Annotated in this window: 24 protein-coding genes and 1 tRNA gene; 22 read left to right on the forward strand and 3 right to left on the reverse strand. The window is 67.9% G+C overall.

Annotation, left to right across the window (positions count from 1 at the left end; all coding sequences use genetic code 11):
• The 7 genes from ACSAMQ_RS11460 to glmM form a co-directional block, all read left to right on the forward strand.
• Positions 1–243: FimV/HubP family polar landmark protein (locus tag ACSAMQ_RS11460; protein WP_435395762.1), on the forward strand; the 243-nt coding region annotated here is incomplete at its 5' end.
• 90 nt (positions 244–333) lie between these two features.
• Positions 334–1,140, forward strand: a complete 807-nt coding sequence (gene truA / locus ACSAMQ_RS11465; RefSeq protein WP_435395786.1) for a tRNA pseudouridine(38-40) synthase TruA — start codon at positions 334–336, stop codon at positions 1,138–1,140.
• A complete protein-coding gene (locus ACSAMQ_RS11470) occupies positions 1,137–1,805 on the forward strand; it encodes a phosphoribosylanthranilate isomerase (protein ID WP_435395763.1) in 669 nt (222 codons plus the stop codon). The genes truA and ACSAMQ_RS11470 overlap by 4 nt, the downstream gene beginning before the upstream one ends.
• A 153-nt stretch (positions 1,806–1,958) precedes the next feature.
• Positions 1,959–3,173 (forward strand): tryptophan synthase subunit beta, encoded by a 1,215-nt coding sequence (trpB, locus tag ACSAMQ_RS11475; protein ID WP_435395764.1) that lies wholly within the window; start codon positions 1,959–1,961, stop codon positions 3,171–3,173.
• Between the two features lie 124 nt (positions 3,174–3,297).
• Positions 3,298–4,098 carry a tryptophan synthase subunit alpha gene (gene trpA, locus ACSAMQ_RS11480; protein ID WP_435395765.1) on the forward strand — a complete coding sequence of 267 codons (801 nt, stop codon included), beginning with the start codon at positions 3,298–3,300 and terminating at the stop codon, positions 4,096–4,098.
• A 116-nt stretch (positions 4,099–4,214) separates the two neighbouring features.
• Positions 4,215–5,105, forward strand: a complete 891-nt coding sequence (gene accD / locus ACSAMQ_RS11485) for an acetyl-CoA carboxylase, carboxyltransferase subunit beta (protein ID WP_435395766.1) — start codon at positions 4,215–4,217, stop codon at positions 5,103–5,105.
• A 183-nt stretch (positions 5,106–5,288) separates the two neighbouring features.
• Positions 5,289–6,629, forward strand: a complete 1,341-nt coding sequence (glmM, locus tag ACSAMQ_RS11490) for a phosphoglucosamine mutase (RefSeq protein WP_435395767.1) — start codon at positions 5,289–5,291, stop codon at positions 6,627–6,629.
• Positions 6,630–7,031: 402 nt separating this feature from the next.
• On the opposite strand, the gene ACSAMQ_RS11495 is transcribed toward glmM, so the two are convergent.
• On the reverse strand, positions 7,032–8,891 hold the full coding sequence (locus ACSAMQ_RS11495) for a DUF3413 domain-containing protein (protein WP_435395768.1): 1,860 nt from the start codon (positions 8,889–8,891) through the stop codon (positions 7,032–7,034).
• A gap of 324 nt (positions 8,892–9,215) precedes the next feature.
• Between ACSAMQ_RS11495 and ACSAMQ_RS11500 the strand changes: the two genes are divergently transcribed.
• On the forward strand, positions 9,216–10,151 hold the full coding sequence (locus tag ACSAMQ_RS11500) for an isopenicillin N synthase family dioxygenase (protein ID WP_031370886.1): 936 nt from the start codon (positions 9,216–9,218) through the stop codon (positions 10,149–10,151).
• A gap of 474 nt (positions 10,152–10,625) precedes the next feature.
• Here the strand turns inward: ACSAMQ_RS11500 and ACSAMQ_RS11505 are convergent, their stop codons facing one another.
• Both ACSAMQ_RS11505 and ACSAMQ_RS11510 read right to left on the reverse strand, forming a co-directional pair.
• Positions 10,626–11,774, reverse strand: a complete 1,149-nt coding sequence (locus ACSAMQ_RS11505; RefSeq protein ID WP_435395769.1) for a trypsin-like serine peptidase — start codon at positions 11,772–11,774, stop codon at positions 10,626–10,628.
• 524 nt (positions 11,775–12,298) lie between these two features.
• Positions 12,299–12,835: a DNA-deoxyinosine glycosylase gene (locus tag ACSAMQ_RS11510; RefSeq protein WP_435395770.1), complete on the reverse strand. Its 537-nt coding sequence runs from the start codon at positions 12,833–12,835 to the stop codon at positions 12,299–12,301.
• 163 nt (positions 12,836–12,998) lie between these two features.
• Between ACSAMQ_RS11510 and tpiA the strand changes: the two genes are divergently transcribed.
• The 14 genes from tpiA to nuoK all read left to right on the forward strand — a co-directional run bounded on the left by tpiA (position 12,999) and on the right by nuoK (position 24,648).
• The gene (tpiA, locus tag ACSAMQ_RS11515) at positions 12,999–13,751 is read left to right on the forward strand and encodes a triose-phosphate isomerase (RefSeq protein ID WP_435395771.1); all 753 of its coding nucleotides are present in this window, start codon (positions 12,999–13,001) and stop codon (positions 13,749–13,751) included.
• A gap of 73 nt (positions 13,752–13,824) precedes the next feature.
• Positions 13,825–14,319, forward strand: a complete 495-nt coding sequence (gene secG, locus ACSAMQ_RS11520) for a preprotein translocase subunit SecG (protein WP_435395772.1) — start codon at positions 13,825–13,827, stop codon at positions 14,317–14,319.
• Positions 14,320–14,441: 122 nt separating this feature from the next.
• A tRNA-Leu gene (locus ACSAMQ_RS11525) sits at positions 14,442–14,526 on the forward strand.
• Positions 14,527–14,704: 178 nt separating this feature from the next.
• Positions 14,705–15,061, forward strand: a complete 357-nt coding sequence (locus tag ACSAMQ_RS11530; protein ID WP_031370881.1) for an NADH-quinone oxidoreductase subunit A — start codon at positions 14,705–14,707, stop codon at positions 15,059–15,061.
• The gene (locus ACSAMQ_RS11535) at positions 15,052–15,639 is read left to right on the forward strand and encodes a NuoB/complex I 20 kDa subunit family protein (protein WP_435395773.1); all 588 of its coding nucleotides are present in this window, start codon (positions 15,052–15,054) and stop codon (positions 15,637–15,639) included. Before ACSAMQ_RS11530 ends, ACSAMQ_RS11535 begins: the two co-directional genes overlap by 10 nt.
• Positions 15,636–16,355, forward strand: a complete 720-nt coding sequence (locus tag ACSAMQ_RS11540; RefSeq protein ID WP_435395774.1) for an NADH-quinone oxidoreductase subunit C — start codon at positions 15,636–15,638, stop codon at positions 16,353–16,355. The genes ACSAMQ_RS11535 and ACSAMQ_RS11540 overlap by 4 nt, the downstream gene beginning before the upstream one ends.
• Positions 16,356–16,375: 20 nt before the next feature.
• The gene (locus tag ACSAMQ_RS11545) at positions 16,376–17,665 is read left to right on the forward strand and encodes an NADH-quinone oxidoreductase subunit D (protein WP_435395787.1); all 1,290 of its coding nucleotides are present in this window, start codon (positions 16,376–16,378) and stop codon (positions 17,663–17,665) included.
• Positions 17,666–17,822: 157 nt separating this feature from the next.
• Positions 17,823–18,350: an NADH-quinone oxidoreductase subunit NuoE gene (gene nuoE / locus ACSAMQ_RS11550; protein ID WP_435395775.1), complete on the forward strand. Its 528-nt coding sequence runs from the start codon at positions 17,823–17,825 to the stop codon at positions 18,348–18,350.
• Positions 18,351–18,361: 11 nt separating this feature from the next.
• Complete coding sequence (gene nuoF, locus ACSAMQ_RS11555; RefSeq protein ID WP_435395776.1) at positions 18,362–19,726, forward strand: NADH-quinone oxidoreductase subunit NuoF; 1,365 nt, start codon at positions 18,362–18,364, stop codon at positions 19,724–19,726.
• 133 nt (positions 19,727–19,859) lie between these two features.
• Entirely contained in the window at positions 19,860–22,091 is a 2,232-nt protein-coding gene (gene nuoG, locus ACSAMQ_RS11560; protein WP_435395777.1) for an NADH-quinone oxidoreductase subunit NuoG, read from the forward strand.
• Between the two features lie 5 nt (positions 22,092–22,096).
• Positions 22,097–23,173 (forward strand): NADH-quinone oxidoreductase subunit NuoH, encoded by a 1,077-nt coding sequence (gene nuoH / locus ACSAMQ_RS11565; protein ID WP_435395778.1) that lies wholly within the window; start codon positions 22,097–22,099, stop codon positions 23,171–23,173.
• A gap of 13 nt (positions 23,174–23,186) precedes the next feature.
• Complete coding sequence (nuoI, locus tag ACSAMQ_RS11570) at positions 23,187–23,675, forward strand: NADH-quinone oxidoreductase subunit NuoI (RefSeq protein WP_435395779.1); 489 nt, start codon at positions 23,187–23,189, stop codon at positions 23,673–23,675.
• Between the two features lie 11 nt (positions 23,676–23,686).
• Positions 23,687–24,325 carry an NADH-quinone oxidoreductase subunit J gene (locus ACSAMQ_RS11575; protein WP_435395780.1) on the forward strand — a complete coding sequence of 213 codons (639 nt, stop codon included), beginning with the start codon at positions 23,687–23,689 and terminating at the stop codon, positions 24,323–24,325.
• Positions 24,322–24,648, forward strand: coding sequence for an NADH-quinone oxidoreductase subunit NuoK (gene nuoK / locus ACSAMQ_RS11580; RefSeq protein WP_057918244.1), 327 nt, complete (start codon positions 24,322–24,324; stop codon positions 24,646–24,648). The genes ACSAMQ_RS11575 and nuoK overlap by 4 nt, the downstream gene beginning before the upstream one ends.
• Position 24,649: the final 1 nt, after the last annotated feature.

Consider the following 24,649-nt stretch of genomic DNA (forward strand, 5'->3'; position numbering starts at 1 on the left):
GCCGAGCCGGCGCCTCCGCCGGTGCAGGCCTCCGTCCCGGCGCCGGTGTTCGATCCGCCCGGCGCCGACGCCCAGCCGGCGACTGCGCCGGGCCAGGAGCGCATCGAGCTGGCCCGGGCCTACCTCGACCTCGGCGACGAAAGCAGCGCCCGCCAGTTGCTCGGCGAGGTGCTGATCAACGGCGACCACGCGGCCCGCCAGCAGGCCGCGCGCCTGCTGCGCGAACTCGAATCCCAGAGTTGAGTTGAGCCGCGCCAGCGCGCGGCCGAATCAGGCATGACCGAAGTTTTCGAGACTCTGGCTGCGTCCTCCACCGAGGCGGCTCCTTCCGCAATGGCGGCGCCGCTGCGCCGTTACGCCCTGGGCGTGGAATACGATGGCGGCGAATTCTCCGGCTGGCAGCGCCTGGTGCGCCCGGGCGAGCCGGACCTGCGCGGCGAGGCCACGGTGCAGAGCACGCTCGAGGAGGCGCTGTCGTTCGTCGCCGGCGGTCGAGTCGAGGTGACCTGCGCCGGGCGCACCGACGCCGGCGTCCACGCCTCCTGCCAGGTCGTCCACTTCGACAGCAGCGCCCGGCGCGACCTGCGCGGCTGGGTCCTCGGCACCACCTCGCGGCTGCCGCCGTCGGTGTGCGTGCGCTGGTGCGTGCCGGTCGCGGCGGATTTCCACGCCCGTTTCTCGGCCCGGGCGCGCCGCTACCGCTACCGGATCCTCAACCGCCCGGTGCGGCCGGCCCTGGAGCGCCAGTACCTGACCTGGGAGCGCCGCCCGCTCGATGCCGGGGCCATGCACCGCGCCGCGCAGGCCCTGCTGGGCGAGAACGACTTCTCGGCGTTCCGCACCGTGCATTGCCAGGCCCCGCATGCCCGCCGCGACCTGCAGTACATCGGCGTGCGCCGCGACGGCGAGGTGGTCGAGATGGAAGTCCAGGCCAACGCCTTTCTTCACCATATGGTGCGCAATATTGTCGGAAGCTTGTTGCTCGTGGGCCGGGGCGAACAACCCGAGGCATGGATCGGGGACCTGCTGGCCGGACGCGACCGTACCGTCGCCGGCCCGACCGCGCCGTCTTCGGGGCTGGTGTTCGTCGGCCCGCGTTATCCCGCCGACTGCCAGCTCCCTGCCGAGGTTACGTTTTGAGCCAGCCAACGCCCCGCACCCTGTTCCGCACCCGCATCAAGTTCTGCGGCTTCACCCGTCCGGGCGATGTCCGCCTGGCCTGCGAGCTCGGCGCCGACGCCATCGGCTTCGTGTTCGCCGCCGGGAGCATCCGCCGCGTCGCCGCCGAGGAGGCGCGCGCCATGCGCCAGGCCCTGGCGCCCCTGGTCGACGCGGTCGCCTTGTTCATGGACAACCCGGTCGACGAGGTGCGCGAAGTGGTGCGCCAGGTCCGGCCGAGCCTGCTGCAATTCCACGGCAACGAAGACGATGCGTTCTGCCGCGCCTTCGGCGTGCCGTATCTGAAAGCGATCGCGATGGGGGGCGAACTGGCCGACCAGCATCCTTCGGCCCTGCACGTGCGTTACCCGGGCGCAGCCGGCTTCCTGTTCGACAGCCATGCCCGCGGCGGCAGCGGCGGCAGCGGCAAGACCTTCGACTGGACCCGGATTCCGGTCGGCGTGCAGAAGCCGTTCGTGCTCGCCGGCGGCATCACCCCGGACAACGTGTTCGAGGCGATCCAGGCGACCTTGCCCTGGGGCGTGGACGTGTCCAGCGGCATCGAAAGCGCGCCCGGGCTCAAGGACGGCGACAAGATGCGCCACTTCGTCGAAGAAGTGCGCCGCGCCGACTGCCACGCCGGCTGAGGCCCCACGCAAGGCCGCGGGCCGGTGCTTGCGGCCCGCGCCGCCATTCTGCGATCACCTCGTGCGTACGGTGATCGCCTCGATGCCCTAAACTCACCCGTTCCCGTCGCCCCCGCGGCGATGTCCGCCCCGATGCAGAACGCGCCCGAGCCGATGTCCGCAGACCCCATCGATTTCCACGCCTATCCGGACGCCTCCGGTCACTTCGGCCGCTTCGGCGGCCGCTTCGTCGCCGAGACCCTGATCGCGCCGCTCGAAGAGCTGGCCGCGGCCTACGACGCGGCCCGCATCGATCCGGCCTTCATCGCCGAATTCGAGCGCGACCTGGCCCATTACGTCGGCCGACCGAGCCCGATCTACCACGCGCAGCGCCTCAGCGACGAAGTCGGCGGCGCGCAGATCCTGCTCAAGCGCGAAGACCTGAACCACACCGGCGCGCACAAGATCAACAACACCATCGGCCAGGCCCTGTTGGCCAGCCGCATGGGCAAGACCCGCATCATCGCCGAGACCGGCGCCGGCCAGCACGGCGTCGCCAGCGCCACCGTGGCCGCGCGCCTGGGCCTGGAATGCGTGGTCTACATGGGCGCGACCGACATCGAGCGGCAGAAGATCAACGTCTACCGCATGAAGCTGCTCGGCGCGACCGTGGTGCCGGTGACCAGCGGCTCGCAGACCCTCAAGGACGCGCTCAACGAAGCGATGCGCGACTGGGTCACCAACGTGCGCGACACCTTCTACATCATCGGCACCGTGGCCGGGCCCGATCCGTACCCGCGCATGGTCCGCGACTTCAACGCGGTGGTCGGGCGCGAGGCGAGGGCGCAGATGATGGCCGAATACGGCCGTCTGCCCGATGCGATCACCGCCTGCGTCGGCGGAGGCAGCAATGCGATCGGCCTGTTCCATGCCTTCCTCAACGACCCCTCGGTGCGCATCGTCGGCGCCGAAGCGGCCGGCGACGGCATCGACACCGGCCGTCATGCCGCCTCGCTCGCGGCCGGGCGTCCCGGCGTGCTGCACGGCAACCGCACCTACGTGTTGTGCGACGACGACGGCCAGATCATCGAGACCCATTCGGTGTCCGCCGGCCTCGACTACCCCGGCGTCGGCCCCGAACACGCCTTCCTCAAGGATGCCGGCCGCGCCGAATACGTCGGCGTGACCGACGACGAAGCGCTCGACGCCTTCCGCACTCTGGCACGCACCGAAGGCATCCTGGCCGCGCTGGAATCCAGCCATGCGATCGCACAGGCGATCAAGCTCGCGCGCTCGATGCCGAAGGACCAGGTCGTGCTGTGCAACCTGTCCGGCCGCGGCGACAAGGACGTGCATACGATCGCCGGGCGCGAGGGGCTGCATTTTTGAAGCGAGGAGTGAGTGTAGAGGAGTAAGGAATGAGCGAAAGGCCAGTGCATTGCCATCGCCTCGAATCACCCCCCGCGCTTTTGAACCGCTCACTTCTCATTCCTCACTTCTCACTCCTGTCCCTATGAATCGCATCGACGCCAAGTTCCAACAACTGCAGGCCGCCGGACGCAAGGCGCTGATCCCGTTCGTCACCGCCGGCGATCCCTCGCTGGAGGCGACGGTGCCGGTGATGCACGCGCTGGTCGAGGCCGGCGCCGACGTGCTGGAGCTCGGGGTGCCGTTCTCCGATCCGATGGCCGACGGCCCGACCATCCAGCGCAGCTCCGAGCGCGCGATCGCGCGCGGCGCCGGCCTGAGCTGGGTGCTCGAAGCGGTGCGCGAGTTCCGCGGCCGCGACGCCGACACCCCGGTGGTGTTGATGGGCTATCTGAACCCGATCGAGATCCGCGGCAACGCGCGCTTCGCCCGCGACGCGGTCGCGGCCGGCGTCGACGGGGTGCTGCTGGTCGACCTGCCGCCGGAAGAGGCCGGGGACCTGCGCGCGGCCTTCAACGAGACCGGCCTGGCCCTGATCCTGCTGGCCTCGCCGACCACCACCGACGCGCGCCTGGCGCTGCTCTGCGACGACGCCCAGGGTTACCTGTACTACGTCAGCTTCGCCGGCGTGACCGGCGCCGACCGCCTCGACACCGGCGCCGCCAACGATCGCCTGCACACCATCCGCGCCCGCAGCCGGGTGCCGGTGGTGGCCGGTTTCGGCATCAAGGACGCCGCCAGCGCCGCCGCCATGGCCCGCGAGGCCGACGGCGTGGTGGTCGGCAGCGCGCTGGTGGCCGAGCTCGCCGAGGCCGCCGACGCGCAGGCCGCGGCCGGGGCCGCGCGGGGCTTCCTGACGCCGCTGCGACAGGCCCTGGACGGCTGAGCCTCGGACCGTATGGTTCGCTGCGTTAAACTGACCCGCTAGGCTGGCGGCGGCGGTGGTCTCACCCTCGTCGCTCCGGTCCTTTATTTAGCTGCCTGAACAGAAGGTTCCATCGTATGTCGTGGCTCAAGAAACTCATGCCGTCCGGCATCCGCACCGAATCCGGCGCGGCGAAACGGCGCAGCGTGCCCGAGGGGCTGTGGGAAAAGTGCGAGCGCTGCGGCGCGGTGCTGTACCGCCCCGAGCTCGAGGAAAACCTCGAGGTCTGCCCGAAGTGCAGTTTCCACATGCCGATCCGCGCCCGCGCGCGCCTGAACGCGCTGTTCGACGCCGGCAGCACGGTCGAAATCGGCGCCGAGCTGGGCCCGACCGACGTGCTCAAGTTCAAGGACCAGAAAAAGTACTCCGAGCGCATCAAGGCCGCGCAGAAAGCCACCGGCGAACGCGATGCGCTGATCACCATGCGCGGCACGCTCAAGCAGCGGCCGCTGGTGGCGTGTTCGTTCGACTTTGCCTTCATGGGCGGCTCGATGGGTTCGGTGGTCGGCGAGCGCTTCGCCCTTGGCGCCGAATCCGCGCTCGAGATCGGCAGCCCGTTCGTGTGCTTCTCCGCCAGCGGCGGCGCGCGCATGCAGGAAAGCCTGTTCTCGCTGATGCAGATGGCCAAGACCTCGGCCGCGCTCGGCCGCCTGCGCGCGGCCGGCCTGCCGTACATCTCGGTGATGACCCATCCGACCACCGGCGGCGTGTCGGCCTCGTTCGCGATGCTCGGCGACATCAACATGGCCGAGCCCGAAGCGCTGATCGGCTTCGCCGGTCCGCGCGTGATCGAACAGACCGTGCGCGAAAAACTGCCCGAAGGTTTCCAGCGCAGCGAGTTCCTGGTCGAGCACGGCGCGGTCGACCAGATTTGCGACCGTCGCGAAATGCGTGATCGTCTCGCCCATCTTTTGGCGATGATGATGAAACAATCTCAACCCGAAGACGACGCCGAGGCAGCGGCTTGATCGCAGCGGTGCGACCGCTCGGTCATCGCGGGACGGTCGACACCGTTCCGACGAATCTGCACACGACGGCGGGCTGGATGGCCTGGGGGCGCCGGTCGTCGGCGATGTCTTCGTTCCTTTCCCGATCACATCCAGCGCGCGCGTCCAGGTGCGACGCGTCGCGCTACCTGGAGGTTGAACTGTATGGCACGTAAGTATTTCGGCACCGACGGCATCCGCGGCCGGGTCGGCGAGGGCCCCATCTCGGCCGATTTCGTCCTGCGCCTGGGCAACGCCTACGGCCATGCGCTGATCCGGCGCGGCTGGCGCAACCCGATGGTCATCATCGGCAAGGACACCCGCATCTCCAACTACATGTTCGAGGCCGCGCTCGAAGCCGGCCTGGTCGCCGCCGGCGTCGACGTGCAGCTGATGGGCCCGATGCCGACTCCGGCGGTCGCCCACCTGACCCGTTCGCTGCGCGCCGATGGCGGCATCGTCATCTCGGCCTCGCACAACCCGCACTACGACAACGGCATCAAGTTCTTCTCGGCCGAAGGCGAGAAGCTCGACGACGAGACCGAACTGGCGATCGAAGCCGCGCTCGAGGAACCGTTCCAGACCGTCGAATCCGAACGCCTCGGCAAGGCCGTGCGCACGCGCGACGCCATCGGCCGTTACCTGGAAGCCTGCAAGAACTCGGTGCCGCGCGGTTTCGACCTCAGCGGCATGCGCATCGCCATGGATTGCGCCAACGGCGCGACCTACCAGAGCGGCCCGCTGGTGCTGAGCGAGCTCGGCGCCCGGGTCGATGCGATCGGGATCGAGCCGAACGGCCTCAACATCAACGACGGCGTGGGCTCGACCCACCCGCAAACCCTGGTCGAGCGCGTACGCGCGACCGGCGCCGACCTCGGCATCGCCTTCGACGGCGACGGCGACCGCGTGCTGTTCGTCGACGGCGAAGGCCGCATCTGCGACGGCGACGACCTGCTGTACGTGCTCGCCACCGACTGGCAGGACAGCGGCCGCCTGCAGGGCCCGGTGGTCGGCACCCTGATGACCAACTATGGCCTGGAACGCGCCTTCGAACAGCGCGGCATCCCGTTCCTGCGCGCCAAGGTCGGCGACCGTTACGTGCACCAGCAATTGATCGCCCACGGCGGCGTGCTCGGCGGCGAAGCCTCCGGCCACCTGCTGTGCCTGGACCGCACCAGCACCGGCGACGGCATCGTCAGCGCGCTGCAGGTGCTCGAAGTGCTGGGCCGTCGCGGCCTGAGCCTGCGCACCGCACTCGAAGGCCTGAACCGCGTGCCGCAGAAGACCATCAACGTCCGCTACGAAGGCAGCAACAAGCCGACCGAAGCGGCGTCGGTGCAACAGGCCCTGGCCCAGGCCGAAGCCGCCGTGGCCGGCCGTGGACGCGCCTTCCTGCGCCCCTCCGGCACCGAGCCGGTGGTGCGGGTGACCGTCGAGGCCGACGAAGCCACCCTCATGCAGACGACGCTAGACACCTTGGCCGACGCCGTACGCGCCGCCGTCTAACGTTGCGAGCGCGACAACGATCGCACCCGTGCCCAGGCACCGGTGCGATTTTTTTGGCCTGCTTAAGCTCATGTAGAGCGACGTAAGTCGCGACCGTGATCTATCCGGCTTTGCGCGGCCATCGGCGACCCCATGGTCGCGGCTCGCGCCGCTCCTATCCAAGAGCCCGCGGCTTTGGGGTAGAAGCGACCCAAGTCGCGACCGTGATCTATCCGGCTTTGCGCGGCCATTGGCGACCCCGTGGTCGCGGCTCGCGCCGCTCCTACCCAAGAGCACGCGGCTTTGGGGTAGGAGCGACGCAAGTCGCGACCGTGATCTGTCCGGCTTTGCGCAGCCATCGGCTGCCCCGCGGTCGCGGCTCACGCCGCTCCTACTAGGGAGACATGGCCTGCCGCGCGTCCCTCAACGCTGTTGAAACCGCGTCAGCATTTCCCAGGACTGGCTGACCGCCGCCGGGTCGACCTTGGCGTCGGGCAGGGGGCGGTACTGGCGGTCGACCACGGTGGCGGCGCCGTAGTTGTCGAACAGATAGATCCGGTCGCCCTGGCGGATGCCGCGCTGCGACCAACTCTCCACGAGCAGCGGGCGCGAGGGCTGCCCCGGGCCGAACAGGTCGCGACCGGTGCTGTAGTCGGCGCTGTCGTTGCGGCAGCCGAGCGCATGCCGCATCAGGGTCGGCACCAGGTCTTCGTGCGAGGTGGTGTGGGCGATCTTCTGCGGCGCCTTGCCCGGCCAATGCAGCACGAACGGCGTGCGCAATTGATAGTCGGAGAAATTGCCGTTGTGGCCCCAGTAGTTCTGCTTGAGGTCGTTGAATTCCTCGCCGTGGTCGCCGGTGATCACCACCACCGTGTTGTCGGCGAAGGGGCCGGCCTGGAGCCGGGCGAGGAAACGGCCGATCAGCTCGTCGCTGTAGCGCACCGAGGTGCGGTAGCGATTGAATTCCGGAGTCGGGTCGTGGTCCGGCCCGAATTCGAACACGTTGATCTCTTTCGCCATCGGCTGGAACGGCGAGGCATAGCCCTTGGGCATGTAATAGGGCTGGTGCGGCGAATCCAGGAACACGAAGCCGAAGAAGCGCCGGCCGGCCGCGGTCGCGGCGATGTCGGCCTGCAGCCGTTCCAGGATCGCCTGGTCGCGTTCGGCGCTCTTGCGCTCTCGCGGGCCGTTGACGATGTGCTCGCGCACTTCCGAGAACGCGGTGCGGTCGAACTCCGGGTTGTACAACGGCGCGCTGCCGTAGATGTGCATGCCGTAGCCGTCGCGCTTCATCTGGCCGATCAGGGCCGAGCCGCGCTGTTCGGCGAGCATCTTGTGCCAGTAGCCGCCGGGCAGGCCGTAGAGCAGGCCGAACACCCCGAAGCGGGTGGCGTTGCCGGCGCTGTAGTGATCCTGGAAATTCAGCGACTGCTGCGCGTAGCGCCAGGTGTTCGGCATCACCTCGGGGGTGAGCACGTCGTAGCGCAGCGATTCGAGCAGGATCACCACCACGTTGAGCTTGGGCTGGGCCTCGCACTGCAGCGGCCGGCGCGGGTAGGCCAGCAGGCCTTCGCCCTCGCTCGGCAGGCGCGCGGACTCGTCGTCGCCGACGCCGAAGCGGTGCAGGGCGTCCTTCAGGGTGATCGGCTGCGCCCACGGGATGTAGGGCAGTTGCGACATCACCGTGCGGTCGCCGCGGGCGTCGTAGTAGGCGACCATGCCCTGGCCGACCAGCATCACCGCGGCCGCGATCCACCAGGCCTTGACGATGCCGAGCATGCCGGGCCGGCGTTCCAGTACGCGCCACCACAGCCAGGCGGCGAGGATCTCCAGCGCCAGCACCGAGCCGATCGCGAGCGCGATCAGCCCCCACACCGTGCCGGAAAACACCACCTGGTCCTGCATCGCGCCGCCGAACACCATGTTCGCGACCATGGCGTTGAGATGGAAGCGGTACAGGGCGAAAACCTTGGCGTCGGCGACCAGCAGGCACAGCCAGGCCGATTGCAGCAGCACCGCGGCGACCGTCATCCAGCGCAGGCGCCGGCCGATCCAGCCCAGCAGCAGCGGCACCACGCCGAGCAGGGCGCCGAAGAACAGGAAATGCCCGGGCAGGGCCACGGTCAGGAAGAACGCGGCCTTCCAGTGTTGGGCCAGGTGGCCGAAGGGGATGTTGAACCCGGCGATCGCGATCGCCGCCGCCGCATTGGTCAGGGTGAACCCGGTCAGCCAGGCCAGGGCGCGACGCACCGTGAAGGCTGGGCGGGCGGCTAGGTCATCCATCTAAGGCGCGTTCTCGGGCGGGCGGTGGCGCTGCCGGTCAACAGCGCCGGGTCGGGGCGCGACTTTATCGTGTAACACAGCCGCGGAGAACCGCCGGAGGGAGGGGGCGCCGCGCGGGATGGCGTTCATCCCGGCGGGCTGTCCCTGCGGGCGGCCCACGGGGCATAGGGGCCGCCCGGTGCGGGGCAGGCGCCATGGGCGGGCCATTGCGCGGGGGACAGTGCCGATAGGGCCGGCCCGCTGCGCAGGCCGCCTTGCACGCAACCGCCGGCTTTGAGCGAAGATAGCGGTCTGCCCGGAAGAAACATCAACAGGAACGTCAACGTGAGTCAGATTCCCACCCTGGACATCCGCCGCTTCGACACCGACCGCGACGCCTTCGTCGCCGAGCTCGGTGCGGCCTATCGCGAATGGGGCTTCGCCGGCATTCGCGGTCACGACATCTCGGACCAGCAGATCGACCGCTCCTACGACGTGTTCAAGCGCTTTTTCGCCCTGCCCGAAGAGGTCAAGCGCAAGTATCACGTCGCCGGCGGCGGCGGCGCACGCGGCTACACCCCGTTCGGCGTGGAGACCGCCAAGGATTCCAAGCATTTCGACCTCAAGGAGTTCTGGCACGTCGGCCGCGAGATCCCGCGCGACTCCAAGTACGCCGCCGAGATGCCGCCGAACCTGTGGCCGGAGGAGATCCCCGATTTCCGCGAACAGGCCTATGGCCTGTACCAGTCGCTCGACCGCCTCGGTTCGCGCGTGCTCAGCGCGCTGGCCCTGCATATCGGCCTGCCCGAGCAGTATTTCGCCGACAAGACCGATTCGGGCAATTCGATCCTGCGCCCGATCCACTATCCGCCGATCACCACCGACGACATCCCCAACGTGCGCGCCGGCGCCCACGAGGACATCAACCTGATCACCCTGCTGGTCGGCGCGAGCTCGGCCGGCCTGGAAGTGAAGTCGCGCAAGGGCGAGTGGGTGCCGTTCACCGCCGATGCCGACACCATCGTGGTCAACATCGGCGACATGCTGCAGCGCCTGACCAACCACGTATACCCCTCGACCACCCACCGCGTGGTCAATCCGCCGGGCGAGAAGGCGCGCCAGCCGCGCTACTCCACGCCGTTCTTCCTGCACCCCAACCCGGATTTCCTGATCGACGTGCTGCCCTCGACGATCACTCCGGACAACCCCAGCCGCTACCCCGAGCCGATCACCGCCCAGGGCTACCTCGAAGAGCGGCTGCGGGAGATCAAGCTCAAGTAGGCGCCCGGGGGTTCCGGCTCGGGAGTCGATGTTCGGGACTCGGTGTTCGGGACTGGGGACTCGGGACTCGGGGCTCGATGGTCGGGACTTGATGTTCGGGATTGGGAACCGGGGACTCGTGAAGCGGGGGGCGCAATGTCGGGTGAGGTCGTCGTGCTTCGGCTGTTGCTCGTCATCCCCGCGAAGGCGGGGATCCAGGGCTCCATCGCGACATCGCTCTGAAGTCTCCGGATGTTCGGCTACGCCGAGAAGGTGGCGCCCGGCTTCGCGGAAATGACGAAGCATTCGATCCCCGTATCGCCCTGAACGGAAAAGCCCGCCAATCGGCGGGCTTTTCTTTAAACGCGTTGGGGCCGGAGTTCCCTCTCCGAATTCCTACAGCGGAAATTCAAGCCCCGGGCCCCGGGCCCCGAATCCCGAATCCCGAATCCCGAATCCCGAGTCCCGAGTCCCGAGTCCCGAGTCCCGAAAGAGTCAGCACCCGATCGCCGTGCACAGCGGCACGATGTTGTCGTCGTTGAAGCGCGCGCCGACCCAGGCGGTGCCGAAGGCGCCGATGTGCGGGCCGCTGACCACGCTGTTGACGTGGTTGCCGCTGCTCGAATTCGGCGTGTAGTTGATCAGCCAGCCGCCGCCGCTGGCGCCGTAGGTCATGTCGCAGCCCTGGACCAGGACGTTGGTGCCTTCGGTCGGCGAGTCGTAGGTCTGACCGGCGCAGATATTGGTGTACTGCGTGCTCAGGTTGCTCGCGTAGCCGTGCGAGTAGGTGTACAGCGAGTAAGGCTGGTTCCAGGCGCGGCCGAGCCAACCGACGTAGCTGGTCACCGGCAGGCCGCTGGTCTGCTCGCCGGTCAGCTTGATCACCGCCACGTCCCAGCGGCGGGTGCCCGAGCTGATCCAGTTGGTCGGCACGCGCGCGGCGCTCCAGCCGAACTTGCCGTACGGCGCCACGCCGTAGCGCTCGGCCGGCACGAACAGGAAGTTCGAGTTCCAGCCCTGGCCGAACGAGTACACGCAATGCGCGGCGGTCACCAGCACCGAATTGCCGCTCGCCACGTTGGCGGTGCAGTACGAGGTGCTGCCATTGGGCTTGGTGAAATACAGCTTGCCGATCTTGTTCCACGGCGAGGCCTGCCACTGGGTGGTGTAGTAATTGCCGAGGAAGCGCGTGTACGGATAGTGGGCGCCGTCCTTCTCCGAGGAGATGGTGGCGTCCGGCGCGGCGCCCTGGCGCTTGTCCAGCGCTTCGAGCTTGTCCCAGCTGGCGCGGAAATGGCTGCGCGCCAGGTAGTTGCCGAAGGCCGGGGCGCTGCCGCCCGGGGCGCTGCCGGCGGCACGCACGAGTTTGTCGGTCAGCTCGGCGGCCTGCGGCGCCGCGTCGCCGCCGCGGTCGATCCAGACCATCGGCTGGGCCGCCGCGCGCTGGCGTTCGGTCGCGAACGGATGGGCGTGAGCGTTCTTGGCATTGAGCTGCTGCGACTTCGGTGCATCGATCGCGGCGATGTCGCCCTGCGCGGTGCGGATCACGCGCTCGCCGGCGACGGCCGAGGCGGTGGACGAGAGCAGCACGAGCGCACTGAAGGCGGCGAGCTGCAGGGTGGAGCGATGGCGATGGATCTTCATGGTGGAACTCCTTGTGGTAGCGCTTCCCTGAGGGATGAACGGGTCGGTCCCTGTGCGACCGCTCGCGCTCCGACCCGGGCGGCGCGAACGGCGTTTCGGCGCTGCGGTGTCGATCGCGACGACGGCGCAGCGACTTCCTGTTGGCGCGGACGAAAGGCTCCGCTACCCGCGGCGCCCGCAGGGGCCGCAAGCGATCGATCGAGGGTGGTGGGCGCCTGTCGGGCGGTTCTCCCCAACAAACGGCGCTGCCCTGCAGCGCAGGACAGGGGCCCGGCCGAAAAACACCGTCAGGCGGAACCGGAGCGGGGCGCGGACGGCCCGGGTTCATGCGGCTGAAAGCCAGTGGCGGCGCGGGTTTCGGCGCTCCGCCCCGGTCCGGGGCGGCGTCGCGAATGTTGCAGACGTGAATCACCCGGACCGCGGCTCCGGTGCAGCGGCCGTGCGGCCGGCGATGCCGCCGTTGCGGTTTTCGTGGCCGGATCGGCTGGCGCAGGCGCCGATCGGCCGGGCCGGCCGCCCGGGCCTCAGTCGCGGACCGCGACGCCGGCGTCGCGCAGCGCCTCGCGCCAGGCCGTCCACTTGGCCTCGTTGCGCTGCGAAGCGTTGGCCGGGCTGGTCGAGGGCAGCCGGCGCAGGATCAGGTCGGGGCGGGCGAGCGGGCCGAGCACGAAGCGGCGGAAGGCATGCTCGGCCTTGGCGCCGTTGAACAGCACCGTGCGCACCTGTGGATGGCGGGCCAGGAAACCGGCGAAATCGTTGGCGACCGCAGTGTCGTCGCGGATCGCCGAATCCAGGCTGCCCTCGCGCTCGCATTCGGCGAACACGTCCCACAACGCGATTCCGGCCGCGCGAAGGATGTCGAGCCTGCGCGGGTAATCGAGCTCCGGCGCCGCGCCGACCAGGCTGCCCATGATCGGCCAGAACCGGTTCTGCGGATGCGCGTAGTAGCGCCCGGCGGTCAGCGAGGCGACCCCGGGCATGCTGCCGAGCACCAGTACCCTGGCGTCGGGCGCCTCGACCGGCGGGAAGCTGCGTAGGGTGGGGGAGGGCGTGGGGTTCATGCAGGCGATGAGGCAGGAGTGAGCGAGGACAGGTGAGCCGTCAGGTGGGGGCGCAGGCGCTGGAAACGAGTCCGAGAGCTGCTTTGGCTCACTCCTCACGTCTCATCCCTCGTTCCTCGCTGCGCCAATGTAAACTGCGCGCCTCAGCATCAAAGGAGTCGCCATGCGCCGCAGGATCGTCGCCGGAAACTGGAAGCTGCACGGCAGCCGCGAGTTCGCTTTCGCCCTGCTCGACGAAGTCGCAGCGCAGACGCCGCCGGCCGGAGTCGAGCGCCTGATCCTACCGCCGCTGCCCTACCTGGGCGAGCTGATCGAACACTACGGCGAGCGCGGCCTGAGCTTCGGCGCCCAGGACGTGAGCAGCAACGAGAAGGGCGCCTACACCGGCGAAGTCTCGGCCGCGATGCTCAAGGACGTCGGCGCCGGCTACGGCCTGGTCGGCCACTCCGAGCGCCGCCAGTACCACGCCGAAACCAGCGAACTGGTCGCGCGCAAGTTCGCCGCCGCCAAGGCCGCGGGCCTGGTGCCGGTGCTGTGCGTCGGCGAGACCCTGTCCGAGCGCGAGGACGGCAAGACCCAGTGGCGCCTGCAGGAACAGTTGGCCCCGATCTTCGAACTGCTGGGCGTGGCCGCCCTGGACGGCGCGATCGTGGCCTACGAACCGGTCTGGGCCATCGGCACCGGCAAGACCGCAACGCCCGAGCAGGCCCAGGAAGTCCACGCATTCATTCGTAGCGAAATCGCTTCACACGATGCTACAATCGCTGGCTCGCTACCGATCCTTTACGGCGGAAGCGTGAAAGCCGACAACGCCGCCGCGCTGTTTTCCCAGCCGGACGTCGATGGCGGCCTGGTCGGCGGCGCCTCACTGGTCGCAGCGGACTTCAACGCCATCGCGCTTGCGGCGGCACCCTGATCGAGCGGGCCCGACGAACCTGGCGGGCCCGGCGCGGTCGTAACAAGCAGTCCGAATCGAAGAATCCTTAACGATGCTGTTGTTCCTCAACGTCATCTATGTGTTGATCGCGATCGCCATGATCGCGCTGATCCTGATGCAGCGCGGCGCGGGTGCGCAGGCGGGCTCGGGCTTCGGCGGCGGTGCCTCGGCGACCGTGTTCGGTGCCCGCGGTTCGTCGAACTTCCTGTCCAAGGCCACCAAGTGGCTGGCGATCGCGTTCTTCGTGATCAGCCTGTTCATGGCCTGGCAGGCGAGTCGCACCTCGGCCACTCCGGACAAGCCCAGCGTCGGCCTGATGGGCAGCGTTCCGCAGGCGACGGCTCCGGCCCCGTCGGCGACCGCCGCTCCGGCCTCCGCTACTCCGGCGGCTCCGGCCACCAGCGTGCCGCAGGCGCCGGCAGGCCAGTCCGCTCCGGCGGCGGCACCCGCTCCGGCGACCCAGGTGCCCGCGGCTCCGGCCGCGACGCCGGCGCAGGTTCCGGCCGAGCAGGCAGCCCCGGCAAAGCAGCCGACTACTGGCGGCTGAGATAAACAGGTTAAAATAGAGTTCCAGCGCCCCGCCGGGATGGTGGGGCCGGTCAGCGATGACCGAGCGGCTTCGCAAGACCCTTACGAAGCCGAAGCCAGGATGGCTTGGTTGGATACAGTGCCCAGATGGCGGAATTGGTAGACGCACTACCTTGAGGTGGTAGCGACTTAGGTCGTGGGGGTTCGAGTCCCCCTTTGGGCACCATTCCAAACCTAGCTTCACACTCCTAGCTCCAAGCAATTCGCAACTCGCACCACGGTACGCAGGTGCGGCACGCACGGCGGGCCGCGACCCGCCGTCCCAACGACTGGGCGCCCGGGCGCCAAGCCAAGGTCGCGGAAACGCGCCCATGTAGCCGAACAAGTAGCCGAGAGAACACCGCGTGCTGGCCGAATACCTGCCGACTCTGTTGTTCCTGATCGTCGCCAGCGTCATTGGCGTCGCCCTGTTGGTAGTAGGCAATACGCTCGGGCCCAAGCGCCCGACTGCGGAGAAACTGTCTCCGTACGAATGCGGCTTCGAGGCCTTCGAAGACGCGCGCATGCAGTTCGACGTGCGCTACTACCTGATCGCCATCCAGTTCATCATCTTCGACCTGGAAATCATCTTCATCGTGCCTTGGGCCACGGTGTTCCGAGACCTCGGACCGATCGGCCTGATCGAGATGGGCATTTTCGCCAGCATGCTCCTGCTCGGCTTCGTTTACGTCTGGAAGAAGGGAGCGCTCGAATGGGAGTGATCCAAACCGTTGGCGACAAGGTTTCGGGCTTGATGCACAACCCGATCCCGGAAGGCCGCCTCGACGACATCCTGCGTCCGGAAGGCGAGAATCCGCTGCTGCAGCAGGGGTTCGTGACCACCAATCTGGACACTTTGTGGAACTGGGCGCGCACCGGCTCGATGTGGCCGATGACCTTCGGCCTGGCCTGCTGCGCGGTCGAGATGATGCACGCCGGCGCCTCGCGCCTGGACCTGGACCGGTACGGTGTGGTGTTCCGCCCGTCGCCGCGCCAGTCCGACGTGATGATCGTCGCCGGCACCCTGGTCAACAAGATGGCCCCGGCGTTGCGCAAGGTCTACGACCAGATGCCCGACCCGAAGTGGGTGATCTCGATGGGCAGCTGCGCGAACGGCGGCGGCTACTACCACTATTCCTATGCGGTCGTGCGCGGCTGCGACCGCGTGGTGCCGGTCGACGTCTACGTGCCCGGCTGCCCGCCGACCGCCGAAGCGCTGGTCTACGGCATCCTGCAATTGCAGCGCAAGATCCGCCGCGGCACCAACTTCGGCGAGCACAAGCAGGGCGTCCGCGAATGAGCGCCGCGACCCTTGCCGAGCGTCTGCGCGAACGCTTCGCCGACGCTCTGGTCGTCGTGGCCGAACCGCGCGGCGAACTGACCCTCGAAGTGGCCCCGGCCGCCTGGCTGGCCGCGGCGCGCGCCCTGCGCGACGAGTTCGGTTTCGAGCAATGCGTCGACGTCAGCGGCGTCGACTATCTCAGCTACGGCAGCGACGAGTGGGACACCGACGTGTCCTCGGAAGGTTTCTCGCGCGGTGTCGAAGGCAAGAGCGCCGGCCGTTTCCGTTGGGGCGAGTCGCCCAACGGCGACGCCTCGACGCCGGAGCGCCGTTTCGCCGCGGTCGCTCACTTGCTGTCGTACCAGCACAACCATCGTCTGCGCCTGAAGACCTACGCTCAGAACGACGACCTGCCGGTGGTGGCCTCGCTGACCTCTGTCTGGCCGGGCACCAACTGGTTCGAGCGCGAAGCCTTCGACCTGTTCGGCATCATCTTCGAAGGCCATCCGGACCTGCGCCGGATCCTGACCGACTACGGTTTCGTCGGCTATCCGTTCCGCAAGGATTTCCCGCTGATCGGCAATGTCGAAGTGCGTTACGACGCCGACAAGAAGCGCGTGGTCTACGAGCCGGTGTCGATCGAGCCGCGCGTCGGCGTGCCGCGGGTGATCCGCGACGATGCGCGCTACCAGACCGCCGTCGGCGAAGCCGCCCAGCGCGGCGAGGTGAAGTGATGTCCAGTCCCGCCACCACGATGCCGTTCGTCAACAGCGGCACCTCGGGCCTCAACAACGCCGAGATCCGCAACTACACGCTCAACTTCGGCCCCCAGCATCCGGCCGCGCACGGCGTGCTGCGCCTGATCCTGGAAATGGACGGCGAAGTCGTGCAGCGCGCAGACCCGCATATCGGCCTGCTGCATCGCGGCACCGAGAAGCTGGCCGAGTCCAAGCCGTTCAACCAGTCGATCGGCTACATGGATCGCCTGGACTACGTGTCGATGATGTGCAACGAGCACGCCTACGTGCGCGCGATCGAAACCCTGATGGGGATCGAGGCGCCGGAGCGCGCGCAGTACATCCGCACCATGTTCGACGAAATTACCCGCATCCTGAACCACCTCATGTGGGTCGGTTCCAACGCGCTCGACCTGGGCGCGATGGCGGTGTTCCTGTACGCCTTCCGCGAGCGCGAAGAGCTCATGGACTGCTACGAGGCGGTCAGCGGCGCGCGCATGCACGCGGCCTACTACCGTCCCGGCGGCGTCTATCGCGACCTGCCCGAGCGGATGCCGAAGTACAAGGAATCGCCGTGGAAGAAGGGCGGCAGCCTCAAGCGCTTCAACGAGTGGCGCGAAGGCTCGATGCTCGACTACCTGGATGCGTTCACCGACGATTTCCCCAAGCGCGTCGACGAGTACGAGACGCTGCTGACCGACAACCGCATCTGGAAGCAGCGCACCGTCGGCGTGGGCGTGATCTCGCCCGAGCAGGCCCTGGCCTGGGGCATGACCGGTCCGATGATCCGCGGCTCCGGCATCGCCTGGGACCTGCGCAAGAAGCAGCCCTACGCCAAGTACGCCGAGGTCGATTTCGACATCCCGGTCGGCGTCAACGGCGACTGCTACGACCGTTACCTGGTGCGCGTGGCGGAAATGCGCGAGTCCACCCGCATCATCAAGCAGTGTGTGAAGTGGCTGCGCGCCAATCCCGGCCCCGTGATCGTCGACAACTTCAAGGTCGCCCCGCCCAAGCGCGAGGAGATGAAGGACGACATGGAAGCCCTGATCCATCACTTCAAGCTGTTCTCCGAAGGCTATTGCGTGCCGGCGGGCGAGACCTACGCCGCGGTCGAAGCGCCCAAGGGCGAGTTCGGCTGCTATCTGGTCTCCGACGGCGCCAACAAGCCGTTCCGGGTCAAGCTGCGCGCGCCGGGCTTCGCTCACCTTTCGTCGATGGACGAAGTCGTCAAGGGCCATATGCTCGCCGACGTGGTGGCGATGATCGGCACCTACGACATCGTGTTCGGCGAGATCGACCGATGAAGCGGGGGCTCGGGACTCGGGACTCGGGACTCGTAGAAGCCGGCTCTGCGCTCGGTGCTGTAGCACTCTCTTTATTTTTTTTCCGCGATCTTCGGAAATCGGACGGCCGGGCCTTGCGAGTCCCGAGTCCCGAATCCCGAGTCCCGGGGGCTCAACAATGAAAGCGACAGGCAATTTCGAAGCCACTCAGCACGTCGATCCGATGCTCGCGCTATCGGACGAGACGCGCGCGCACATCGACCACTGGCTGAGCAAGTTTCCGCCGGATCGTAAGCGCTCGGCGGTGCTGCAGGGCCTGCACGCGGCGCAGGAGCAGAACGGCGGCTGGCTCAGCGACGAGCTGATCGCCGCGGTCGCCAAGTATCTGGGCCTGCCGCCGGTGTGGGCCTACGAGGTCGCCAGCTTCTATTCGATGTTCGAGACCGAGAAAGTCGGCCGCAACAACGTCGCCTTCTGCACCAACATCAGCTGCTGGCTCAACGGCGCCGAGGACCTGGTCCGGCACGCCGAGAAGAAGCTCGGCTGCAAGCTCGGCGAATCCACCGCCGACGGCCGCGTCTTCCTCAAGCGCGAGGAAGAATGCCTGGCCGCGTGCTGCGGCGCGCCGGTGGTCGTCGTCAATGGTCATTACCACGAGAAGCTCGACGCGACCCAGGTCGACGCGCTGCTCGACGGTTTGAAGTGAGGTCGGCCCCGATGGCGCATCACGGTCACCACGATTATTCCAAGGGCTACGGCCCGGTCGGCCCGGCTCCGCAGGAGCACCAGGTCGTCTACACGACGCTGCACTACGAAACACCCTGGTCGTACGAGAACTATCTCAAGACCGGCGGCTACAGCGCGCTGCGCAAGATCCTCAGCGAGAAGACCGACCCGGCGCAGATCGTCGACATGGTCAAGGCTTCGGGGCTGCGCGGCCGCGGCGGCGCCGGCTTCCCGACCGGCCTGAAGTGGAGCTTCATGCCCAAGGGCAGCGGCACCCAGAAGTACATCCTGTGCAACTCGGACGAATCCGAGCCCGGCACCGCCAAGGACCGCGACATCCTGCGCTTCAACCCGCATGCGGTGGTCGAGGGCATGGCGATCGCCTGCTACGCGACCGGTTCGACGGTCGCCTACAACTACCTGCGCGGCGAATTCCATCACGAACCGTTCGAGCATTTCGAGCAGGCGCTGAAGGAAGCCTACGAGCACGGTTGGCTGGGCAAGAACGTGCTCGGCAGCGGCGTGGACATCGACATCTACGGCGCGCTCGGCGCCGGCGCCTACATCTGCGGCGAAGAAACCGCGCTGATGGAATCGCTGGAAGGCAAGAAGGGCCAGCCGCGCTACAAGCCGCCGTTCCCGGCCAATTTCGGCCTGTACGGCAAGCCGACCACGATCAACAACACCGAGACCTACGCCTCGGTGCCGGCGATCCTGCGCAACGGCGCGGAGTGGTTCCTCAACCTCGGCAAGCCCAACAACGGCGGCCCGAAGATCTTCTCGGTGTCCGGCCACGTCAACAAGCCGGGCAATTACGAGATCCGCCTGGGCACTTCGTTCGCCGACCTGCTCGAGCTCGCCGGCGGCGTGCGCGGCGGCCGCAAGCTCAAGGCGGTGATCCCCGGCGGTTCCTCGATGAAGGTGCTGCCGGCCGAGACGATGATGGCCTGCACGATGGACTACGACTCGCTGCAGAAGGCCGGTTCCGGCCTCGGCTCGGGCGCGGTGATCGTGATGGACGAGACCGCCTGCATGGTCCGCGCCTGCCAGCGCATCGCCCGGTTCTATTTCAAGGAAAGCTGCGGCCAGTGCACGCCGTGCCGCGAAGGCACCGGCTGGATGTACCGCATGCTGACCCGCATCGTCGAGAAGCAGGCGACCCTGGACGATCTGCAGATGCTGCGCGCCGCCGCGGGCCAGATCGAAGGGCACACCATCTGCGCGTTCGGCGAAGCCGCCGCGTGGCCGGTGCAGGGCTTCCTGCACCACTTCTGGAGCGAGTTCGAGTACGCGATCGTGAACAAGCGTTTCCTGGTCGACGATCAGGCCGCCGGCAACGTGGAGATGGCGGCATGAGTCAGGTGTCGCCAGCGCGACTCGGGGCTCGGGACCGGGGACTCGGCGTGAAGCCGAACCCGGGCGTCCGAGTGTCGCAGTTCTTGCTTTTTCGAGTCCCGAGCCCCGAGTCCCGAGTCCCGGGAGAGCCAGCATGAGCGCCCAGCCCGTCAACCCGAACCTGCCGCCGGACCACGTCACCGTCTTCATCGACGGGGTCGAGATGGCCGCGCCGAAGGGTTCGATGATCATCCAGGCCGCCGACAAGGCCGGCATCGCGATCCCGCGTTTCTGCTACCACGACAAGCTGGCGATCGCGGCGAACTGCCGCATGTGCCTGGTCGAGGTCGAGAAGATGCCGAAGCCGGCGCCGGCCTGCGCCACTCCGGTGATGGACGGCATGAAGGTCGTCACCCGCAGCGAGAAGGCGCTGAAGTCGCAGCGCAACGTGATGGAGTTCCTGCTGGTCAACCATCCGCTCGACTGCCCGATCTGCGATCAGGGCGGCGAGTGCGAACTGCAGGACCTGTCGATGGGCTACGGCCGCTCGGTCAGCCGCTTCTCCGAGCGCAAGCGCGTGGTGCCCGACGAAGACATCGGCCCGCTGGTCGCGACCGAGATGACCCGCTGCATCCAGTGCACGCGCTGCGTGCGCTTCACCGCCGAGATCGCCGGTACCTACGAACTCGGCGGCATGTACCGCGGCGAGAACCTGCAGATCGGCACCTACGACGGCAAGCCGTTGACCACCGAGCTGTCGGGCAACGTCATCGACGTGTGCCCGGTCGGCGCGCTGACCAACAAGGTGTTCCAGTTCAAGGCGCGTCCGTGGGAACTGACCGCGCGCGAGTCGCTCGGCTACCACGATGCGCTCGGCAGCAACCTGTTCCTGCACGTGCGCCGCGGCGACGTGCTGCGCACCGTGCCGCGCGACAACGAAGCGGTCAACGAGTGCTGGCTGTCGGACCGCGACCGCTATTCGCACCAGGGCCTGTACGCGGAAGACCGCGCCCAGCGTCCGCTCGTCAAGGACGGCGGCGAATGGCGCGAAGCCTCGTGGGACGAGGCGCTCGCCCGCGCCGCGCAGATCCTGCGCGACAACGGCGGCGACAACCTCGGCGTGCTCGCGCACCCGGCGACCTCGAACGAAGAGGGCGCGCTGCTGGCTCGCCTGGCCGAGGCCCTGGGCACCGGCAACCTCGATCACCGCATCTCCCAGCACGACCTGTCCGACGCCGCCGTGGCCGAGACCTTCGCCATGCCGGTCGCCGAGATCGACAAGGCCGACGTGGTCGTGATCGTCGGCAGCAACCTGCGTCACGAGCTGCCGCTCGTGCATCAGCGCGTGCGCAAGGCGTTTACCCGCGGCGCCAAGGTGCACGTGGTCAATCCGGTCGACTTCGATTTCACCTTCGATGTCGCCGGCAAGCGCATCGTGGCGCCGTCGCAGCTCGCCGCCGCGCTCGGCGACGAAGCCCTGCGCGAAGTCGCCAAGAACGCCGCCCATGCGGCGATCGTGGTCGGCGCGCTGGCCGAGAACGGCCCTTACGCCGCCGCCATCCGCGCCGCCGCGAAAGCCTTCGCCGAGGCCACCGGTGCGCGCCTGTGCCGGATTCCGCAGGGCGCGAACGCGGTCGGCCTGGCCCGCCACGGCGTGCTGCCGAGCGCCCGCGACGCGCGCGGCATGCTCGACGAGGCGCGCGGCGCCTACATCGTCTACGGCATCGAGCCGGGCCTGGATTTCGCCGACACCGCCAGCGCGCTGCGCGCGCTCGGCGCGGCCCAGGTGGTGGCTTTCAGCCATTACGCCTGCCGTTCGACCAAGGCCGTGGCCGACGTGATCCTGCCGATCGGCCTGCTGCCCGAGGTCGACGCCACCCTGACCAACCTCGACGGCTTCGAGCAGCGTGCGGTCTGCGGCGGCAAGCTGCCGGGCGAAGCGCGTCCGGGCTGGCGCGTGCTGCGTGCGCTTGGCGGCGAGCTGTCGGCCAAGGGCTTCGAGTTCACCGATCTGGCCGGCCTGCGCGCCGGCCTGCAGACCCGCGACGTGACGCCGTCCGCCGGCCGCGCGCCGACGCCGGCGGGCGAGGGCCTGGAGGTCGCGGTATCGACCGCGATCTACCGCAGCGACGCCACCGTGCGCCGCGCGCCCGCGCTGCAGTCGCATCCGCTCAATCTCGAACCGCGCGCGGTGCTGCACTCCAGCGACGCCGCCGCGCTCGGGTTCTCCGACGGCGCGGTCGGCAAGTTCAGCGCCGGCGCCGGTACCGCCACGCTGCCGGTCGCGATCAGCGACAAGGTCGCGCCGGGCACGGTCTGGATCGAAAGCGGGCATGGCGCCACCGCGCCGCTCGGCGCCGCCCGCGTCAACGTGGTGAGGGCATGAGCGCGATGAACACTGCCACCGCAATCGCCCAAGTGGTCGATCCCTTCCACGCCTGGCTGGAATCGTTCGGCATGATCGGCACGGTCGCCTGGATCGTGCTCAAGATCCTGCTGATCGCGATGCCGGTGATCGTAACCGTCGCGTTCTACGTGGTCTGGGAACGCAAGCTGATCGGCTGGATGCACGTGCGCCGCGGTCCGATGTACGTCGGCATGGGCATCCTCCAGGCCTTCGCCGACGTGTTCAAGCTGCTGTTCAAGGAAGTGATCCAGCCGACCAAGGCCGAGTCCTTCCTGTACAAGCTCGCGCCGCTGCTGACCCTGGCGCCGGCGTTCGCGGCCTGGGCGGTGGTGCCGTTCGACGCCCAGATGGTGTTGTCCAACGCCAACGCCGGCCTGCTGTACCTGCTGGCGATGACCTCGCTCGGCGTGTACGGCATCATCCTGGCCGGCTGGGCCTCGAACTCGAAGTACGCCTTCCTCGGCGCGATGCGCGCCGCGGCCCAGGTGGTTTCCTACGAAATCGCCATGGGCTTCGCCATGGTCGGCGTGATGGTCGGCGCCGGCAGCCTCAACCTCACCGAGATCGTGATGGCGCAGTCCGGCAACGCCGGCGCGCTGGAGTGGTTCGCGCTGCCGATGCTGCCGCTGTTCGTGGTGTATTTCATTTCCGGCGTGGCCGAGACCAACCGCGCGCCGTTCGACGTCGTCGAAGGCGAATCGGAAATCGTCGCCGGGCACATGGTGGAGTATTCGGGGTCGGCGTTCGCGCTGTTCTTCCTGGCCGAATACGCCAACATGATCCTGATCAGCTTCCTGACCTCGTTATTCTTCCTCGGCGGCTGGCTGAGCCCGTTCCAGGGCCTGGGCATTCCGCTGCTGTCGGTCGACGGCTGGTGGTGGCTGCTGATCAAGGTGTTCTTCTTCGCCAGCTGCTTCATCTGGTTCCGCGCTTCGTTCCCGCGCTATCGCTACGACCAGATCATGCGTCTGGGCTGGAAGGTCTTCATTCCCTTGACCATCGCCTGGATCTGCGTGGTCGCGGTGATGGCGTACTACGGCGTGTTCGAGCCGGGACAGTGACACAGGCATCCTAATGAACCGCATCGTTTCCTATTTCAAGAGCCTGCTCCTGATCGAGCTCGCGCAGGGCCTTGGGCTGACGCTCAAGTACCTGTTCAAGCCCAAGTACACGCTGATGTACCCGATGGAGAAGACCCCGCAATCGCCGCGCTTCCGCGGCGTGCACGCGCTGCGCCGCTATCCCAACGGCGAAGAGCGCTGCATCGCCTGCAAGCTGTGCGAGGCGGTGTGCCCGGCGCTGGCGATCACGATCGACTCGGAGAAGCGCGCCGACGGCACCCGCCGCACCACGCGCTACGACATCGATCTGTTCAAGTGCATCTTCTGCGGTTTCTGCGAAGAGTCCTGCCCGGTCGACTCGATCGTGGAAACCCACATCCACGAGTATCACTTCGACCAACGCGGACAGAACATCGTCAACAAGCAGCAGCTGCTGGCCATCGGCGACCGTCTCGAACCCGAGATCGCCGAGCGCCGCGCTGCCGACGCCGCCTTCCGCTGAGTACCCACGATATGGATCTCGCCCAGATCGCCTTCTTCGTCTTCGCTACCGCCGCCACGCTGTCGGCCGCGGCCGTGATCAGCGTCAAGAACCCGGTCCACGCCGCGCTCAGCCTGGTGCTGACCTTCTTCTCGGTGGCCTGCGTGTGGATCATCGCCGGCGCCGAGTTCCTCGGCGTGGCCCTGATCCTGGTCTACGTCGGCGCGGTGATGGTGCTGTTCCTGTTCGTGGTCATGATGCTCGACATCGACGTGGCGCCGCTGCGGGAAGGCTATGTCCGCTATCTGCCGTTCGGCCTGCTGGTCGCGGTGGTGATGCTGGCCGAAATGCTGACCCTGATCGGGGTCAAGGCCAGCCTGGCCACGCCGCTGACCGCGGACGCCGCCGGCGCGTCCAACACCAAGTGGCTGGCGCACGCGCTGTTCACCGACTTCCTGCTGCCGTTCGAGGTCGCCGCGGTGATCCTGACGGTGGCGGTGATCGCGGCGGTCATGCTGACCCTGCGCCGCCGCCCGGGCGCCAAGCACCAGAATCCGAGCGCCCAGGCCCGCGTCCGCGCCAGCGACCGCATCCGCATCATCAAGATGGACGCGGTCAAACCGGCGGTGCCGGCGCCCGCCGAGCCCGCCGCACAGGAGGCCAAGCCATGAGCGAATTCTTCGGGGCCGGTCTCGCCCTGGGCCATTACCTCGCCCTCGGCGCGGTGCTGTTCTGCATCAGCGTCGCCGGCATTTTCCTCAACCGCAAGAACGTGATCGTGTTGCTGATGTCGATCGAGCTGATGCTGCTCGCGGTCAACATCAACTTCGTCGCGTTCTCGCGTCAGCTGGCCGATCCGGCCGGTCAGGTGTTCGTGTTCTTCATCCTGACCGTCGCCGCCGCCGAGGCCGCCATCGGCCTGGCGATCCTGGTCACGCTGTTCCGCAACCGGCGCACGATCAACGTCGCTGAAATCGACACGATGAAAGGCTGAT

It is taken from the genome of Lysobacter sp. 1R34A (genome assembly GCF_051217035.1).
Lineage (GTDB): Bacteria > Pseudomonadota > Gammaproteobacteria > Xanthomonadales > Xanthomonadaceae > Lysobacter.

Excerpts from the sequence above, each read along its gene's own strand:
- nuoK (WP_057918244.1), top strand. The coding sequence starts at position 24,322 with ATGAGCGAATTCTTCGGGGCCGGTCTCGCCCTGGGCCATTACCTCGCC.
- ACSAMQ_RS11575 (WP_435395780.1), top strand. The coding sequence starts at position 23,687 with ATGGATCTCGCCCAGATCGCCTTCTTCGTCTTCGCTACCGCCGCCACG.
- trpB (WP_435395764.1), top strand. The coding sequence starts at position 1,959 with ATGTCCGCAGACCCCATCGATTTCCACGCCTATCCGGACGCCTCCGGT.
- ACSAMQ_RS11540 (WP_435395774.1), top strand. The coding sequence starts at position 15,636 with ATGAGCGCCGCGACCCTTGCCGAGCGTCTGCGCGAACGCTTCGCCGAC.
- nuoI (WP_435395779.1), top strand. The coding sequence starts at position 23,187 with ATGAACCGCATCGTTTCCTATTTCAAGAGCCTGCTCCTGATCGAGCTC.
- truA (WP_435395786.1), top strand. The coding sequence starts at position 334 with ATGGCGGCGCCGCTGCGCCGTTACGCCCTGGGCGTGGAATACGATGGC.
- trpA (WP_435395765.1), top strand. The coding sequence starts at position 3,298 with ATGAATCGCATCGACGCCAAGTTCCAACAACTGCAGGCCGCCGGACGC.
- tpiA (WP_435395771.1), top strand. The coding sequence starts at position 12,999 with ATGCGCCGCAGGATCGTCGCCGGAAACTGGAAGCTGCACGGCAGCCGC.
- secG (WP_435395772.1), top strand. The coding sequence starts at position 13,825 with ATGCTGTTGTTCCTCAACGTCATCTATGTGTTGATCGCGATCGCCATG.
- ACSAMQ_RS11545 (WP_435395787.1), top strand. The coding sequence starts at position 16,376 with ATGCCGTTCGTCAACAGCGGCACCTCGGGCCTCAACAACGCCGAGATC.
- ACSAMQ_RS11535 (WP_435395773.1), top strand. The coding sequence starts at position 15,052 with ATGGGAGTGATCCAAACCGTTGGCGACAAGGTTTCGGGCTTGATGCAC.
- ACSAMQ_RS11495 (WP_435395768.1), bottom strand. The coding sequence starts at position 8,891 with ATGGATGACCTAGCCGCCCGCCCAGCCTTCACGGTGCGTCGCGCCCTG.
- nuoF (WP_435395776.1), top strand. The coding sequence starts at position 18,362 with ATGGCGCATCACGGTCACCACGATTATTCCAAGGGCTACGGCCCGGTC.
- nuoE (WP_435395775.1), top strand. The coding sequence starts at position 17,823 with ATGAAAGCGACAGGCAATTTCGAAGCCACTCAGCACGTCGATCCGATG.
- accD (WP_435395766.1), top strand. The coding sequence starts at position 4,215 with ATGTCGTGGCTCAAGAAACTCATGCCGTCCGGCATCCGCACCGAATCC.
- nuoG (WP_435395777.1), top strand. The coding sequence starts at position 19,860 with ATGAGCGCCCAGCCCGTCAACCCGAACCTGCCGCCGGACCACGTCACC.
- ACSAMQ_RS11510 (WP_435395770.1), bottom strand. The coding sequence starts at position 12,835 with ATGAACCCCACGCCCTCCCCCACCCTACGCAGCTTCCCGCCGGTCGAG.
- ACSAMQ_RS11505 (WP_435395769.1), bottom strand. The coding sequence starts at position 11,774 with ATGAAGATCCATCGCCATCGCTCCACCCTGCAGCTCGCCGCCTTCAGT.
- glmM (WP_435395767.1), top strand. The coding sequence starts at position 5,289 with ATGGCACGTAAGTATTTCGGCACCGACGGCATCCGCGGCCGGGTCGGC.
- nuoH (WP_435395778.1), top strand. The coding sequence starts at position 22,097 with ATGAACACTGCCACCGCAATCGCCCAAGTGGTCGATCCCTTCCACGCC.